A 12,894-nucleotide genomic window follows, 5' to 3' on the forward strand; every position below is an offset into this window, starting at 1 on the left:
GTGACTGTGACTGAGAACGTGAGCGCCGCCCTGGAGCTCGACAAGGTGGAGTCCCACCTGCACCCCGAGGGGTCCTTCGACCTCGCCGACCACGCCGTGCCGACCGGCCGTGAGGAGATCTGGCGGTTCACCCCGCTCAAGCGCCTCCGTGGCCTGCACGCCGACGCCCCGCTGGGCGGCGCGTCGTACGCCGCCGACATCACCGCGCCGGAGGGTGTCGCGACCGCGGTCGTCGACTCCGCCGAGGCCGGCCGTGGCGCGTCCGGCCTGGTGCCGTGGGACCGCATCGCGGCCCGCACGTGGGACGCCGCGTCGAAGACGCTGACGGTCCGCATCCCCAAGGAGTACGTCGCGGACCAGCCGGTCTACGTCGACCTGAAGGGCACCGCGTCCTCGGCCGAGGACGAGGCGACCGCGTCGCACGTCGTGCTCACTGCCGAGCCGTTCTCCAAGGCCACCGTCGTCTTCCGCTTCACCGGCTCGATGACGCTCACCGACAACGTCGAGATCGTCGTCGGTGACGGCGCGCAGCTCACCGTCGTCTCGATCGACGACTGGGCCGACGACGCCGTCCACATTGGCCACCGTCACGTCCGCGTGGGCCGCGACGCCAGCTTCAAGCACGTCGACGTGACCTTCGGTGGCTCGGTGGTCCGCCACGACACCACCGCCGACTACGCCGGCCCCGGCGGCTCGGTCGACATGCTCGGCCTCTACTTCGCCGACGCGGGCCAGCACATCGAGCACCGCCTGTTCGTGGACCACACCGCGCCCAACACCAAGAGCAACGTCGTCTACAAGGGCGCGCTGCAGGGTGAGGGTGCCCGCACCGTCTGGATCGGCAACGTCCTGATCCGCAAGGTCGCCGAGGGCATCGAGACCTACGAGGAGAACCGCAACCTGGTCCTCACCGACGGGTGCCAGGCCGACTCCGTGCCGAACCTGGAGATCGAGACCGGCGAGATCGAGGGCGCGGGCCACGCCTCCGCCACCGGCCGCTTCGACGACAACCAGCTCTTCTACCTGCGCTCCCGCGGCGTCAGCGAGAAGGAGGCGCGCCGCCTGGTCGTGCACGGCTTCTTCAATGACCTGATCCGCCACATCGACGTGCCGGAGCTCGAGGAGAGCCTGGTCGCGACCGTCGAGGCGGAGCTGGCGAAGAACGTCCTCGAGGCTGCGTCCGACGGCGGGGAGGCCTGATGGCCTTCGAGCGTGCGGCCGCCCTGGCCGACATCCCGGAGGACGAGGCGTTCGGCGTGACCGTCGACCGCTACGACATCGCGCTGGCCAAGCACGGTGACGAGGTCTTCGCGCTGCAGGACCTGTGCAGCCACGCCAACATCCCGCTGAGCGAGGGTGAGGTGGCCGTCGACGCCGACGGCACCTGCACCGTCGAGTGCTACCTGCACGGGTCGACGTTCGACCTGCGCAGCGGCAAGCCCACCTGCTTCCCGGCGACCGAAGCCGTCGCCACCTTCCCCGTAGAGATCCGTGATGGCGACGTCTACGTCGACGTCACCACCACCCTGAATGGAGTCACCCCCGCATGAGCACCCTCGAGATCAAGGACCTGCACGTCTCCGTCGACACCGAGGACGGTGCGAAGGAGATCCTCAAGGGCGTCACGCTGACCATCAAGGACGGCGAGACCCACGCGATCATGGGCCCCAACGGCTCCGGCAAGTCCACGCTGGCCTACTCCATCGCCGGCCACCCGAAGTACACGATCACCTCGGGCTCCGTCACGATCGACGGTGAGGACGTCCTCGAGATGTCCGTCGACGAGCGCGCGAAGGCCGGCCTCTTCCTGGCCATGCAGTACCCGGTCGAGGTGCCCGGCGTCTCGGTCGCCAACTTCCTCCGCACGGCGAAGACCGCCCTCGACGGCGAGGCCCCGAAGCTCCGTACCTGGGTCAAGGACGTCAACGGCGCGCTCGAGAAGATGAACCTCGACCCGGCGTTCTCGCAGCGCTCGGTCAACGAGGGCTTCTCCGGTGGTGAGAAGAAGCGCCACGAGATCGCGCAGATGGACCTGCTCGACCCGAAGGTCGCGCTGCTCGACGAGATCGACTCCGGTCTCGACATCGACGCGCTCAAGGTCGTCTCCGAGGGCATCAACCGCTTCAAGGAGCGCGACGGCAAGGGTGTCCTGCTGATCACGCACTACACGCGCATCCTGCGCTACGTGAAGCCGGACTTCGTCCACGTCTTCGTCAACGGCCGCATCGCCGAGGAGGGCGGTCCCGAGCTGGCCGACCAGCTCGAGGCCGAGGGCTACGACAAGTACGTCAAGGCTGGCGTCTGACCATGTCCGCCCTTCCCGGCCTGCTGAGCGACCTCGAGGTCATCCGCAGCGACTTCCCCATCCTGGAGCGCACGCTCGCAGGCGGGCTGCCGCTGGTCTACCTCGACTCGGCCAACACCTCGCAGAAGCCGCAGATCGTGATCGACGCGATGGTCGACCACCTCGAGCGGCACAACGCCAACATCGCGCGTGCCATGCACCAGCTCGGTGCCGAGGCGACCGAGGCGTTCGAGGCGGGCCGGGACAAGGTGGCGGCGTTCCTCGGGGCGCCCTCGCGTGACGAGGTCATCTTCACCAAGAACGCCTCCGAGGCACTCAACCTGGTCGCCAACGTGCTGGCCTGGAAGTCGCCCTTCCAGATCGGCGAGGGCGACCAGGTCGTCATCACCGAGATGGAGCACCACTCCAACATCGTGCCGTGGCAGCTGCTCACGCAGCGCACGGGCGCCGACCTGAAGTGGTTCGGCCTGACCGACGACGGCGAGCTCGACCTGTCGGACATCGACCAGCTGATCACGGAGAACACGAAGGTCGTCGCCTTCACCTGGGTCTCCAACATGCTGGGCACGATCAACCCGGTCGCCGAGCTGACCCGCCGGGCCCACGAGGTCGGCGCGCTCGTCGTCGTCGACGCCTCGCAGGCCGCGCCCGTGCTGCCGATCGACCTCGCCGGCATGGCGCCCGAGGAGCGGCCCGACTTCGTGATCTTCACCGGCCACAAGGTCGTCGGCCCGACCGGCATCGGCGTGCTCTGGGGCCGCGGCGACGTGCTCGAGCAGCTGCCCCCGTTCCTCGGGGGTGGCGAGATGATCGCGACCGTCACGATGGAGAAGTCCACGTACGCCGGCATCCCGCACCGCTTCGAGGCGGGCACCCCGCCGATCGTCGAGGCCGTGGGCCTCGGCGCCGCGGTGGAGTACCTCGGGCACGTCGGGCTGGACCGGATCCACGCCCACGAGCAGGCCATCACGGCGTACGCGCTGGACGGGCTGCAGACGATCCCGGGCCTGACCGTCATGGGTCCGCGCGACGCCGCGAAGCGCGGTGGCGCGATCTCCTTCGAGCTCGAGGGCGTGCACCCGCACGACATCGCGCAGGTGCTCGACTCGCGCGGCGTCGCCGTGCGCGCCGGCCACCACTGCGCGAAGCCGGCGCACAAGCGCTTCGGCGTGCAGGCCTCGACCCGGATGTCGTCGTACCTCTACACGACGCCCGCGGAGATCGACGAGCTGATCAAGGGCCTGGAATACACCCGCAGCTACTTCAAGTTGGGCTGACCCTATGGATCTCGACGCGCTGTACCAGGACATCATCCTGGACCACTACAAGAACCCCCACGGCAAGGGACTCCGCGAGGAGTTCGAGGCCGAGGTGCACCACGTCAACCCGACCTGCGGTGACGAGATCACGCTGCGCGTGCACGTCAACGACGGGGTCGTGGAGGACATCTCCTACGACTCGCAGGGCTGCTCGATCTCGCAGGCCTCCGCGTCGGTGCTCTACGAGCTGCTCCACGGCAAGCCCGTGGACGAGGCGATGGAGATCCACGCCAAGTTCCAGGAGCTCATGCAGGGCAAGGGCCAGGTGGAGCCCGACGAGGACGTCCTCGAGGACGGCATCGCCTTCGCCGGCGTGGCGAAGTTCCCGGCCCGCGTGAAGTGCGCACTGCTGTCGTGGATGGCATGGAAGGACGCGACCGCCCAGTCACTCGCTGGCGGCCAGACGGAGGAGAAGGCATGACCGAGCAGCTGATCGAGCAGATCACCGAGGCGATGAAGGACGTCGTCGACCCCGAGCTCGGGATCAACGTCGTCGACCTCGGCCTGGTCTACGGCGTGCACGTCGAGGAGGACGCCGTCGTCCTCGACATGACCCTGACGTCCGCGGCCTGTCCGCTCACCGACGTCATCACCGACCAGACCAACTCGGCGCTCGAGGGCCTGGTCAACGACGTCACGATCAACTGGGTCTGGATGCCGCCGTGGGGCCCGGACAAGATCACCGACGACGGCCGCGAGCAGCTGCGCGCCCTCGGCTTCAACGTCTGATCCGAGGAGTGAGCCGGAGTCACGCCGAGCGCAGCGAGGTGTGGCGGAGGCGAGCCCCGCAGGACGTCAGACGACGTGGGAACGTCTGATCCGACGTCACATGGGCGGTGGGGCCTGGAAGTCCCACGCCCGGAAGAGCACCCCGTTCGCCACGCCCAGGGCGTTGCCCTGCGCGGTCGTGATCCACTCGACGAGGTCACGCGGCGCGGGGTGCCAGGGGAGTGCCGCCAGGTAGGCCCTGTGGGCCTCGAGCGAGGCCACCCCTGCCTCGACCGGCGCCCCCGTGACGTCGACGCCGTGCGTGGGCCGGTCGTCGGCCGTGACCAGGAGCCAGCGCGGCGAGTGCGGTTCCAGGCCCTGCTCGGCGAGCTCGGGGAAGACCCAGCGGTTTCCCGCGTCGCGGACGGCGTCGAGCGTCGCCATGCCCGCGGCGCGGTGGTCGGCCTGGTTGAGCATGCCCATGAACTCCACCTGCCACGTGCCGGTGAGCACGGCGTCGGGCCGGAACTCGCGGATGGCGCGAGCGATGTCGCGACGCAGGTCGAGGCCGTAGACCAGCATCCCGTCGGGATGCTCCAGGAAGTCGACGCGCTCGACTCCCACCGCGCGGCAGCCGGTGCGCTGCTCCTCCATCCGCGCGGTCGCGCAGGCGGCAGGCTGCATCGTGTCGATGCCGGCTTCGCCGCGGGTCAGCAGCAGGTAGCGCACCTCGATGCCTGCGGCCGTCCAGGCGGCGACGGCTGCCGACGCGCCGTACTCCATGTCGTCGGGGTGCGCCACGACGCAGAGCACGCGCTCGATGCCGTCGGTGGGCCACAGGGGGAGCTTCTCGTCCATGCGTCGAGCGTCCTCCCGGCCGCCCGCACCGTCAACGGTGCAGGAGGCCGTCGTCGTCCCAGCCACCGGTCGGGATCGGCCGCACGCTCCACTCCGGGTCGCCCGGAGGCGTCGGCGCCGGGTGGGGCACGACCATGAGCGTGGCGGCCGGCACGGCAACGGGTGCGGACTCGTGTCCGAGCAGGCTGAAGCCGGTCACTGCCGCCAGCAGGACGAGACCGAGCGCGAAGGGCTTCATGATCCTTCGACGGTAACCCCGTCACGCCGGTTCCACCACGCGAGATCCGGGCACTCGTGGCTGCTGCCCGCTAACGTGCGACGCATGTGGCAGCCCGAGGCGCACTGGGAGCGCCTGCCGAGCGGGATGGGAGCGTCGACGCTGGGCGTCTGGCGCGACGGCGACCTGATCGTGAAGCGCCTCGCCGCCCCCACCGGTGAGGACCCGGTGGCACCGCACTCCGTGGGGTGGTGGCGGCGTCAGGCGGACGTCGCGGCCTCGGGCATCGTCGAGTCGACCCCCGGACTGCGCGGGCCGGCCGTCGTACGCGTGGAGCAGGACGGTGACGGCCTCACCTTCTGGTACGCCGCTGTGGTCCCGCAGGTGCTGCCCGGGCCGTTCGTCGCGCAGGCGCTGGGCCGCTTCGCCGGCGCCGACCTCGGCTCGGCGCCGTGGCTCTGTCGCGACCAGCTCGGGCAGCGGATGACGGCGACCGAGCGCCGGGGCGGCTGGACGACGCTGGCCCGGACGACGGTCGCGGACCTCGCCGACCGCCTCTGGCAGCGGCGCGGTCACTTCCTCGCCGCCCTGGCCGAGCTGCCGCAGGTAGCGCAGCACGGCGACCCCGTGCCCGCCAACCTGCTCGGTCGCGACGACGACGCGGTGCTCGCCATCGACTGGTCCAACCTCGGCACCGGGCCCGTGGGCTCCGACCTCGGCTACTGGTCGCTCTCGGCGCGCGAGGAGTTCGACGTCCTGCTCGAGGCCTATGTCGCGGGCCTGCCGGACGGTGTCGCCACGATCGAGCAGGCGCGGCTCGGCGCACAGGTCACCGCGGTCTACACGGCGCTCTCGCGTGCCGACTGGGCGCTGGCGCGGGCAGCCGAGGGGAGCGGCGCGCTGGCCGCGAAGTACCGCCACCCGAGCGTGGCGCCGTACCTCGCGGCCCTGCAGCGGCAGTTCCCGCAGCTCGAAGCCCTGATCTGAGGTCAGCCCCAGATCGCGCGGCAGGAGTTGAGGTCGCCGGAGTAGCCGGTCTTGAACCAGGTCATGCGCTGCTCGGACGAGCCGTGCGTCCACGAGTCGGGGTTGACCGAGCCCTGGGTCTTCTTCTGGATGGAGTCGTCGCCGACCGCCCGGGCCGCGTCGATCGCGTCGGTGATGTCCTGCTCCGTGATCGACTCGAAGATCTTCTGGCCGCTGCCGTCGTCGGTGCCGAGTGCGCCCTTGGCCCAGGCGCCGGCGTAGCAGTCGGCCTCCAGCTCCAGCTTGACGGAGTCGCTGTTCGCGCCCTGCTGGGTGCGGACGTTCTTCATCTCCCCGGTGATGTCCTGGATGTGGTGGCCGTACTCGTGGGCCAGGACGTACGGCTCGACGAAGGGCTGGTCCGCGCCGCCGATCTGCTCGAGCATCGAGGAGTAGAAGCTCGGGTCCTCGTAGATGTGGCCGTCGGTGGGGCAGTAGAAGGGGCCCATCTGCGCGCTCGCGGCACCGCAGCCGGTCTGGGTCTGGCCGCTGAACGTGCGCAGGTCGGACGGCTGGAACTGGTTGCCGAGCTGGCCCTTCCAGAAGACCTCGAGCGAGAGCATGATCGCCTTCCGCTCGCAGACGCGGGACTTGTTGGCGTCCGCGCCGGTCCTGCAGCTGGCGTAGTCGCCGGTCTCGGTGGTGGAGGAGCCGGCGCCGGGGTTGGGGTCGCTGCCCCCGCCCGGACCGGGGAGCACGCCGCACATGCTGAGGATCACGTAGAGGATGACGATGACGATCGTCCCCTTGATGCCGAAGCCGCCGGGGATGGGCAGCCCGCCCAGGCCACCGCCGCCCAGCCCCCCTCCGAAGCCGCCCCCGCCGCCGCTCGAACCAGACGCCTGGCCGCCGCTGATGTCTGCCTTGGGGTTGAACCGCATCACGGGTTCCTTCCGATGGGGGAGTACCGAGCTTCCGCCCGTACACTAGGCGCCCGAGATGATCACTTGCCAGAACCTCGAGGTCCGTGCCGGCTCGCGCCTCCTCATGGAGAACGTTTCGTTCCGCGTCGCAGCCGGCGACAAGGTGGGCCTCGTCGGGCGCAACGGTGCCGGCAAGACGACGCTGACCAAGATCCTCGCGGGCGACAACCAGCCTGCCGCGGGCACCGTGACGGTGAGCGGCGAGCTCGGCTACCTGCCGCAGGACCCGCGGTCGGGGGACCCGGAGCAGATCGCCCGGGACCGGATCCTGTCCGCGCGCGCTCTGGACGACGTCGTACGCCGACTGCGTGCGGCCGAGGTCGAGATGGCCTCCGAGGACCCCGAGGTCGCGGCCCGCGGGATGAAGCGCTGGTCCCGCGCCGACGACGAGATGCACGCCGCCGGTGGCTACGCCGCCGAGTCCGAGGCGGCGCAGATCGCGGCCAGCCTGGGCATCGAGGAGCGGATCCTCGGCCAGGAGCTGAAGACCCTCTCCGGCGGCCAGCGCCGCCGCATCGAGCTCGCCCGGATCCTCTTCTCCCAGGCGGAGACCCTGATCCTCGACGAGCCGACCAACCACCTCGACGCCGACTCGATCGTGTGGCTGCGTGGCTTCCTGCAGCAGTACAAGGGTGGCGTCATCCTGATCAGCCACGACACCGAGCTGCTCGACGCGACGATCAACAAGGTCTTCCACCTCGACGCCAACCGCGCGGTCATCGACATCTACAACGTCGGCTGGCAGCCCTACCTGAAGCAGCGCCAGACCGACGAGGCCCGCCGCAAGCGCGAGCGCCTCAACGCCGAGAACAAGGTCAAGACGCTCACCGACCAGGCCAACCGGATGAAGGCCCGCGCCTCCGGCGCCTCGGCCGCGCAGTCGATGCTCAAGCGCGCCGAGCGCATCTCCTCGGGCATCGAGGGCGAGCGCCAGTCCGACAAGGTCGCCGCGATCAAGTTCCCCTCACCGCAGCCGTGTGGCAAGACGCCGCTCATGGCCGAGGACCTCTCCAAGTCCTACGGCGCGCTGGAGATCTTCACCTCGGTCGACCTCGCGATCGACAAGGGCTCGCGCGTGGTCATCCTCGGCCTCAACGGCGCGGGCAAGACCACCATGCTGCGCATGCTCGCGGGCGTCACCGAGCCCGACACCGGACGCCTGATCCCCGGCCACGGCCTCAAGATCGGCTACTTCGCGCAGGAGCACGAGACGCTCGACACGAGCAAGACGGTGCTGCAGAACATGCAGTACGCCGCCCCGCAGCTCACCGACTCCGAGGCACGCTCGGTGCTCGGCTCGTTCCTCTTCAGCGGCGATGACGCGCACAAGCCCGCCGGCGTGCTGAGCGGTGGCGAGAAGACCCGCCTCGCGCTGGCCTCGCTCGTCGTCTCGTCCGCCAACGTGCTGCTCCTGGACGAGCCGACCAACAACCTCGACCCGGCGTCGCGTGAGGAAGTCCTGGCGGCGATCCGGCGTTACGAGGGCGCGATCGTCCTCGTCACGCACGACGAAGGCGCCGTCCACGCCCTCGAGCCGGACCGGGTGCTGCTGCTCCCCGACGGCGACGAGGACCTGTGGAGCGACGACTACGCCGACCTGGTCTCGCTCGCCTGATCCCGGCGCCCTCGCCGGCCTGAACCACCTGGAGGTCTCCGCATGAGCGGTATGCAGGGCATGGCCCCGATGATGCGGAACCTCCGCACGGACCGGTCGATCCTCGAGAGGAAGCTGGCGCGCGACACCTTGCGCCGGGTGCTCGGCTTCGCCCGTCCGCACCGCCGGCTGATCACGGCGTTCCTGGTGCTGACGATCATCGACGCGGGCCTGGTCGTGGTCGCGCCGCTGCTCGTGCAGCGCATGGTCGACGACGGTGTGCTCAAGGGCGACGGGGGACTGATCACCACGCTCGCGCTCGCGATGGCGGCGGTCGCGCTGCTCGACGCGCTGCTCAGCGTCGCGGCCGGCCTGCTCTCCTCACGGATCGGCGAGGGCCTGATCTTCGACCTCCGCACCCGCGTCTTCGGTCACGTGCAGCGGCAGTCACTGGCGTTCTTCACCCGCACGCAGACGGGCGCGCTGGTGTCGCGCCTCAACAACGACGTGATGGGCGCACAGCGCGCGTTCACCTCGACCCTGTCCTCGACGGTGTCGAACCTGATCAGCGTCGTGGTCGTCGGCGTCGCGATGATCGCGCTGTCGTGGCAGGTCACCTTCCTCTGCCTGTGCCTCTTCCCGCTGCTGGTGCTCTCGTCGCGGATCGTCGGCGGCAAGCTGGCCGGGCTCGCGCGGATGCAGATGGACGGCAACGCCGACATGGGCAACGCGATGACCGAGCGGTTCAACGTCGGCGGCGCGATGCTGCTCAAGCTCTTCGGCCGCCGCGAGTCCGAGGACGCGCTCTTCGCCTCCAAGGCGGGGGTCGTGCGCGACCTCGGCATCCGGATCGCGCTCGTCACCCGGATCTTCGCCGCCACGCTCATGCTGATCCCGGCGCTCGCCACCGCGGTCGCGTACGGCGTCGGCGGCCACCTGGTGATCTCGGGTGCGCTCTCCGTCGGCACGCTGCTCGCCCTCGCGACGCTGCTGCTGCGCCTGCTCGGGCCGCTGCAGGGCCTCTCCAACGTGCGCGTCGACGTGATGACCGCGCTGGTCTCCTTCGAGCGCGTCTTCGAGGTGCTCGACCTCGAGCCGGCGATCCAGGACGCGCCCGACGCGGTCGTGCTGCCCCGGTCGGCCGCGTCGATCGAGTTCGACCACGTCTCCTTCACCTACCCCAAGGCCGCCGACGTCTCGCTGGCCTCCCTCGAGGCCGTGGCGCGCAAGGAGTCGCGGGACGTGCGCGAGGTGCTGCACGACGTCTCGTTCACGGTCCGCCCCGGTCAGATGGTCGCTCTGGTGGGACCGTCGGGTGCCGGCAAGACGACACTGACCCACCTCGTCGCCCGGTTGTACGACGCGACGAGTGGCGCTGTCCGCGTGGGCGGGCACGACGTACGCGAGGTGACGCTGGAGTCGCTCGAGGCGCAGGTCGGCTACGTCACCCAGGACGCGCACATGTTCCACGACACGATGCGGGCCAACCTGCTCTACGCGCGGCCCGAGGCCACCGAGGCCGAGGTCTGGGCGGCGCTCGAGGCGGCGCAGATCGCGACGATGGTGCGCGCGCTGCCCGACGGTCTCGAGACGGTCGTGGGCGACCGCGGCTACCGGCTCTCGGGCGGTGAGCGCCAGCGGCTGGCGATCGCCCGGCTGCTGCTGAAGGCGCCGGCGATCGTGGTCCTCGACGAGGCGACCGCGCACCTGGACTCGGAGTCCGAGGTCGCGGTGCAGCGCGCCCTCGACGCCGCGCTCGAGGGGCGCACGTCGCTGGTGATCGCGCACCGGCTCTCCACGATCCGGCACGCCGACCAGATCCTGGTGGTCGACGACGGCACGGTCGTCGAGACCGGCACCCACGACTCGCTGCTCTCCGAGGGCGGGCTGTACGCCGAGCTGCACGCGACGCAGTTCGCCCGGACGCTCGAGGCCTGACGGGGCCGCGGGTCAGACCAGGTACTGGTCGGCCCACGCGCTGATGATGCGGCCGGCGCGGGCGGCCTGGCCCTTGGCCGTCATCAGGTGGTCGGTGCCCTCGAGGTCGACGTAGCTGCGCGGGTGGTGCGCGGAGCGGAAGATCTGGCCGGCGTTGCGAATCCCGACGGTCTCGTCGGTGGGGGAGTGCATGACGAGCAGCGGCCGGGCCAGCGAGGCGATGTCGCGCTGCAGGTCGTAGGCGCGCACCACCTCGACGAAGTGGCGGCGCACGGTCAGTGCCTTGCCGCCGACGAGCCACTCGGCCTCGCCGTCCTGCATGACCCGGTCGATGATCGCGTCGTACTGCTTGTCGACGTTGGCGGGGTCGAACGGCGCTCCCACGGTCGCGACCGCGACGGCCGAGGTGCGGTGGGCGGCGGCGAGGACGGCCGAGCCGCCGAACGAGTGGCCGACCAGGAGCTGCGGGCGGGTGCCGCGTCCGGTCATGAAGTCCCACGCCTCGACGATGTCGTCGACCTTGTGCGTGAAGGAGCCGGAGCCCCAGTCGCCCTCGGAGTCGCCCAGGCCGATCGCGTCGAAGCGGAGCATGCCGATGCCCTCCGCGGCGAGCTGCTTGCAGATGCGGGCCGCTGCGGGGGAGTCCTTGCCAAGCGTGAAGCCGTGGGAGAAGACGCCCCAGCCGCGGACCGTGCCCTGCGGCTCGTCGACCAGACCTGCCAGCATCTCGCCCGTCGAGCTCGGGAAGCGCACCTTCGTTGCCACGGAGCCAACCTAGGGCGCGGCGAGCCTGCGGTCGGACGTTCGCGGCTCCGGTCCGGAAACTGGAAAGTAACCGCGCCCGTGGTCGGGTTGAATGGGCCCATGATCTCGGTGACCGCTGCCCTCGGCATGGCGGCGGTGGCGTTCGGCATGGTGCTGACGCCCGGGCCGAACATGATGTACCTCGTCTCGCGTTCGCTGACGCAGGGACGGCGAGCAGGGCTGGTGTCGCTGTGCGGCGTGGTGACCGGCTTCCTCGTGTACGTGCTGGCTACGGCGCTCGGTCTCGCACTCCTCTTCGTCGCCGTGCCCTCACTCTTCCTCGTCGTGAAGGTGCTCGGCGCGCTCTACCTGCTGTGGCTCGCGTGGGGGATGGTGCGCGGCTCGCGCAACGCCTTCCGTGCCGACGCCTCGCTACCGGCGCACTCCACGCGTCGGCTCTACGCCATGGGCCTCACCACCTGCCTGCTCAACCCCAAGCTGGCCCTCATGTACGGCGCGCTGCTGCCGCAGTTCGTCTCCCCGTCAGCCGGGTCGACGGCCGGGCAGATCGTCGAGCTCGGCCTCATCCAGATCACCGTCGCCGGCTCCGTCAACGGGCTCTGGGTGCTCGTCGCCGACCAGGTGTCGCGACTCCTCGAACGGAGCCGCCGCACCGAGACCGGCGTGCGCTGGGGGACCGCCGGCCTGCTCGCGTTCTTCGCCGTCCACCTCGGGCTCGCGCAGGCGAGCGCGTGACGGGGCAGCCGCCTGCCGTCCGCGGCGTCGCGCTGCGCCGCGGCGTACCTGTGGACGCGGGGGCGCTCGCCGCCCTGCACCTCGACGTCTGGGAGGACGCGTACGCCGACCTGATGCCGGACCGTGTCTTCGAGGAACGCCGTGCCCAACTGCCGCAGCGGGTCGCGAGCTGGCGGTCGCTGCTCGAGTCTGCTGACTGCTCGGCCGTCGTGGCCGAGACGCGTGACGGGCTCGTCGGCTTCGCGACCGTGGGTCCGGCGCAGGAGCCGGATCCTGCTGTGCCAGCAGAGGAGCTGTGGACGCTCTACCTCCGCACCAACTGGTGGGGACGGGGGCTGGGCCACGCGCTGCTCGCCGAGGTGCTGGGGGAGCGTCCTGCACACCTGTGGGTCCTGGTCGGCAACCACCGCGCGACCACGTTCTACGAACGGCACGGCTTCGTCGCCGACGGTGCCCGGCGGAGTGATGACCTGGGCGCCGAGGTGCGGATGGTGCGTGGATAGGTG

General features: G+C 70.5%; 15 protein-coding genes. 11 read left to right on the forward strand and 4 right to left on the reverse strand.

The window, feature by feature from the left end; genetic code table 11:
- The first annotated feature begins 6 nt into the window (after window positions 1-6).
- The 6 genes from sufD to Q5722_RS14515 are packed head-to-tail and all read left to right on the forward strand — an operon-like array spanning window position 7 to window position 4,353.
- Window positions 7-1,200: a Fe-S cluster assembly protein SufD gene (gene sufD, locus Q5722_RS14490; protein WP_439652504.1), complete on the forward strand. Its 1,194-nt coding sequence runs from the start codon at window positions 7-9 to the stop codon at window positions 1,198-1,200.
- A complete protein-coding gene (locus Q5722_RS14495) occupies window positions 1,200-1,550 on the forward strand; it encodes a non-heme iron oxygenase ferredoxin subunit (protein ID WP_305028973.1) in 351 nt (116 codons plus the stop codon). Before sufD ends, Q5722_RS14495 begins: the two co-directional genes overlap by 1 nt.
- On the forward strand, window positions 1,547-2,305 hold the full coding sequence (gene sufC / locus Q5722_RS14500; RefSeq protein WP_305028974.1) for a Fe-S cluster assembly ATPase SufC: 759 nt from the start codon (window positions 1,547-1,549) through the stop codon (window positions 2,303-2,305). Before Q5722_RS14495 ends, sufC begins: the two co-directional genes overlap by 4 nt.
- A gap of 2 nt (window positions 2,306-2,307) precedes the next feature.
- The gene (locus Q5722_RS14505; protein WP_305028975.1) at window positions 2,308-3,582 is read left to right on the forward strand and encodes a cysteine desulfurase; all 1,275 of its coding nucleotides are present in this window, start codon (window positions 2,308-2,310) and stop codon (window positions 3,580-3,582) included.
- A gap of 4 nt (window positions 3,583-3,586) precedes the next feature.
- On the forward strand, window positions 3,587-4,045 hold the full coding sequence (gene sufU, locus Q5722_RS14510; RefSeq protein WP_305028976.1) for a Fe-S cluster assembly sulfur transfer protein SufU: 459 nt from the start codon (window positions 3,587-3,589) through the stop codon (window positions 4,043-4,045).
- The gene (locus tag Q5722_RS14515; RefSeq protein WP_305028977.1) at window positions 4,042-4,353 is read left to right on the forward strand and encodes a metal-sulfur cluster assembly factor; all 312 of its coding nucleotides are present in this window, start codon (window positions 4,042-4,044) and stop codon (window positions 4,351-4,353) included. Before sufU ends, Q5722_RS14515 begins: the two co-directional genes overlap by 4 nt.
- A 96-nt stretch (window positions 4,354-4,449) precedes the next feature.
- On the opposite strand, the gene Q5722_RS14520 is transcribed toward Q5722_RS14515, so the two are convergent.
- Window positions 4,450-5,190, reverse strand: a complete 741-nt coding sequence (locus tag Q5722_RS14520) for a PIG-L deacetylase family protein (protein ID WP_305028978.1) — start codon at window positions 5,188-5,190, stop codon at window positions 4,450-4,452.
- Window positions 5,191-5,221: 31 nt separating this feature from the next.
- Window positions 5,222-5,428, reverse strand: a complete 207-nt coding sequence (locus Q5722_RS14525) for a hypothetical protein (protein WP_305028979.1) — start codon at window positions 5,426-5,428, stop codon at window positions 5,222-5,224.
- A gap of 84 nt (window positions 5,429-5,512) precedes the next feature.
- Between Q5722_RS14525 and Q5722_RS14530 the strand changes: the two genes are divergently transcribed.
- Window positions 5,513-6,394 carry a phosphotransferase gene (locus Q5722_RS14530; protein WP_305028980.1) on the forward strand — a complete coding sequence of 294 codons (882 nt, stop codon included), beginning with the start codon at window positions 5,513-5,515 and terminating at the stop codon, window positions 6,392-6,394.
- Window positions 6,395-6,396: 2 nt separating this feature from the next.
- On the opposite strand, the gene ypfJ is transcribed toward Q5722_RS14530, so the two are convergent.
- Window positions 6,397-7,314, reverse strand: a complete 918-nt coding sequence (ypfJ, locus tag Q5722_RS14535; protein ID WP_305028981.1) for a KPN_02809 family neutral zinc metallopeptidase — start codon at window positions 7,312-7,314, stop codon at window positions 6,397-6,399.
- Window positions 7,315-7,372: 58 nt separating this feature from the next.
- Between ypfJ and Q5722_RS14540 the strand changes: the two genes are divergently transcribed.
- Both Q5722_RS14540 and Q5722_RS14545 read left to right on the forward strand, forming a co-directional pair.
- Complete coding sequence (locus tag Q5722_RS14540) at window positions 7,373-8,971, forward strand: ABC-F family ATP-binding cassette domain-containing protein (protein ID WP_305028982.1); 1,599 nt, start codon at window positions 7,373-7,375, stop codon at window positions 8,969-8,971.
- Window positions 8,972-9,013: 42 nt separating this feature from the next.
- Window positions 9,014-10,888 carry an ABC transporter ATP-binding protein gene (locus Q5722_RS14545; protein ID WP_305028983.1) on the forward strand — a complete coding sequence of 625 codons (1,875 nt, stop codon included), beginning with the start codon at window positions 9,014-9,016 and terminating at the stop codon, window positions 10,886-10,888.
- A gap of 12 nt (window positions 10,889-10,900) precedes the next feature.
- On the opposite strand, the gene Q5722_RS14550 is transcribed toward Q5722_RS14545, so the two are convergent.
- A complete protein-coding gene (locus Q5722_RS14550; RefSeq protein ID WP_305028984.1) occupies window positions 10,901-11,653 on the reverse strand; it encodes an alpha/beta hydrolase family protein in 753 nt (250 codons plus the stop codon).
- A 99-nt stretch (window positions 11,654-11,752) separates the two neighbouring features.
- Between Q5722_RS14550 and Q5722_RS14555 the strand changes: the two genes are divergently transcribed.
- Window positions 11,753-12,388, forward strand: a complete 636-nt coding sequence (locus tag Q5722_RS14555; RefSeq protein WP_305028985.1) for a LysE family translocator — start codon at window positions 11,753-11,755, stop codon at window positions 12,386-12,388.
- Window positions 12,385-12,891, forward strand: coding sequence for a GNAT family N-acetyltransferase (locus Q5722_RS14560; protein WP_305028986.1), 507 nt, complete (start codon window positions 12,385-12,387; stop codon window positions 12,889-12,891). Before Q5722_RS14555 ends, Q5722_RS14560 begins: the two co-directional genes overlap by 4 nt.
- Window positions 12,892-12,894: the final 3 nt, after the last annotated feature.

The sequence above is a fragment of the Nocardioides jiangxiensis genome, assembly GCF_030580915.1.
GTDB classification, from domain to species: domain Bacteria; phylum Actinomycetota; class Actinomycetes; order Propionibacteriales; family Nocardioidaceae; genus Nocardioides; species Nocardioides jiangxiensis.

Bases quoted from the DNA above. Each gene is read 5' to 3' on its own strand.
- Q5722_RS14495 (WP_305028973.1), top strand. From the start codon at position 1,200: ATGGCCTTCGAGCGTGCGGCCGCCCTGGCCGACATCCCGGAGGACGAG.
- Q5722_RS14545 (WP_305028983.1), top strand. From the start codon at position 9,014: ATGAGCGGTATGCAGGGCATGGCCCCGATGATGCGGAACCTCCGCACG.
- Q5722_RS14505 (WP_305028975.1), top strand. From the start codon at position 2,308: ATGTCCGCCCTTCCCGGCCTGCTGAGCGACCTCGAGGTCATCCGCAGC.
- Q5722_RS14515 (WP_305028977.1), top strand. From the start codon at position 4,042: ATGACCGAGCAGCTGATCGAGCAGATCACCGAGGCGATGAAGGACGTC.
- Q5722_RS14520 (WP_305028978.1), bottom strand. From the start codon at position 5,190: ATGGACGAGAAGCTCCCCCTGTGGCCCACCGACGGCATCGAGCGCGTG.
- sufU (WP_305028976.1), top strand. From the start codon at position 3,587: ATGGATCTCGACGCGCTGTACCAGGACATCATCCTGGACCACTACAAG.
- Q5722_RS14525 (WP_305028979.1), bottom strand. From the start codon at position 5,428: ATGAAGCCCTTCGCGCTCGGTCTCGTCCTGCTGGCGGCAGTGACCGGC.
- sufC (WP_305028974.1), top strand. From the start codon at position 1,547: ATGAGCACCCTCGAGATCAAGGACCTGCACGTCTCCGTCGACACCGAG.
- Q5722_RS14530 (WP_305028980.1), top strand. From the start codon at position 5,513: ATGTGGCAGCCCGAGGCGCACTGGGAGCGCCTGCCGAGCGGGATGGGA.
- Q5722_RS14540 (WP_305028982.1), top strand. From the start codon at position 7,373: ATGATCACTTGCCAGAACCTCGAGGTCCGTGCCGGCTCGCGCCTCCTC.
- Q5722_RS14555 (WP_305028985.1), top strand. From the start codon at position 11,753: ATGATCTCGGTGACCGCTGCCCTCGGCATGGCGGCGGTGGCGTTCGGC.
- ypfJ (WP_305028981.1), bottom strand. From the start codon at position 7,314: ATGCGGTTCAACCCCAAGGCAGACATCAGCGGCGGCCAGGCGTCTGGT.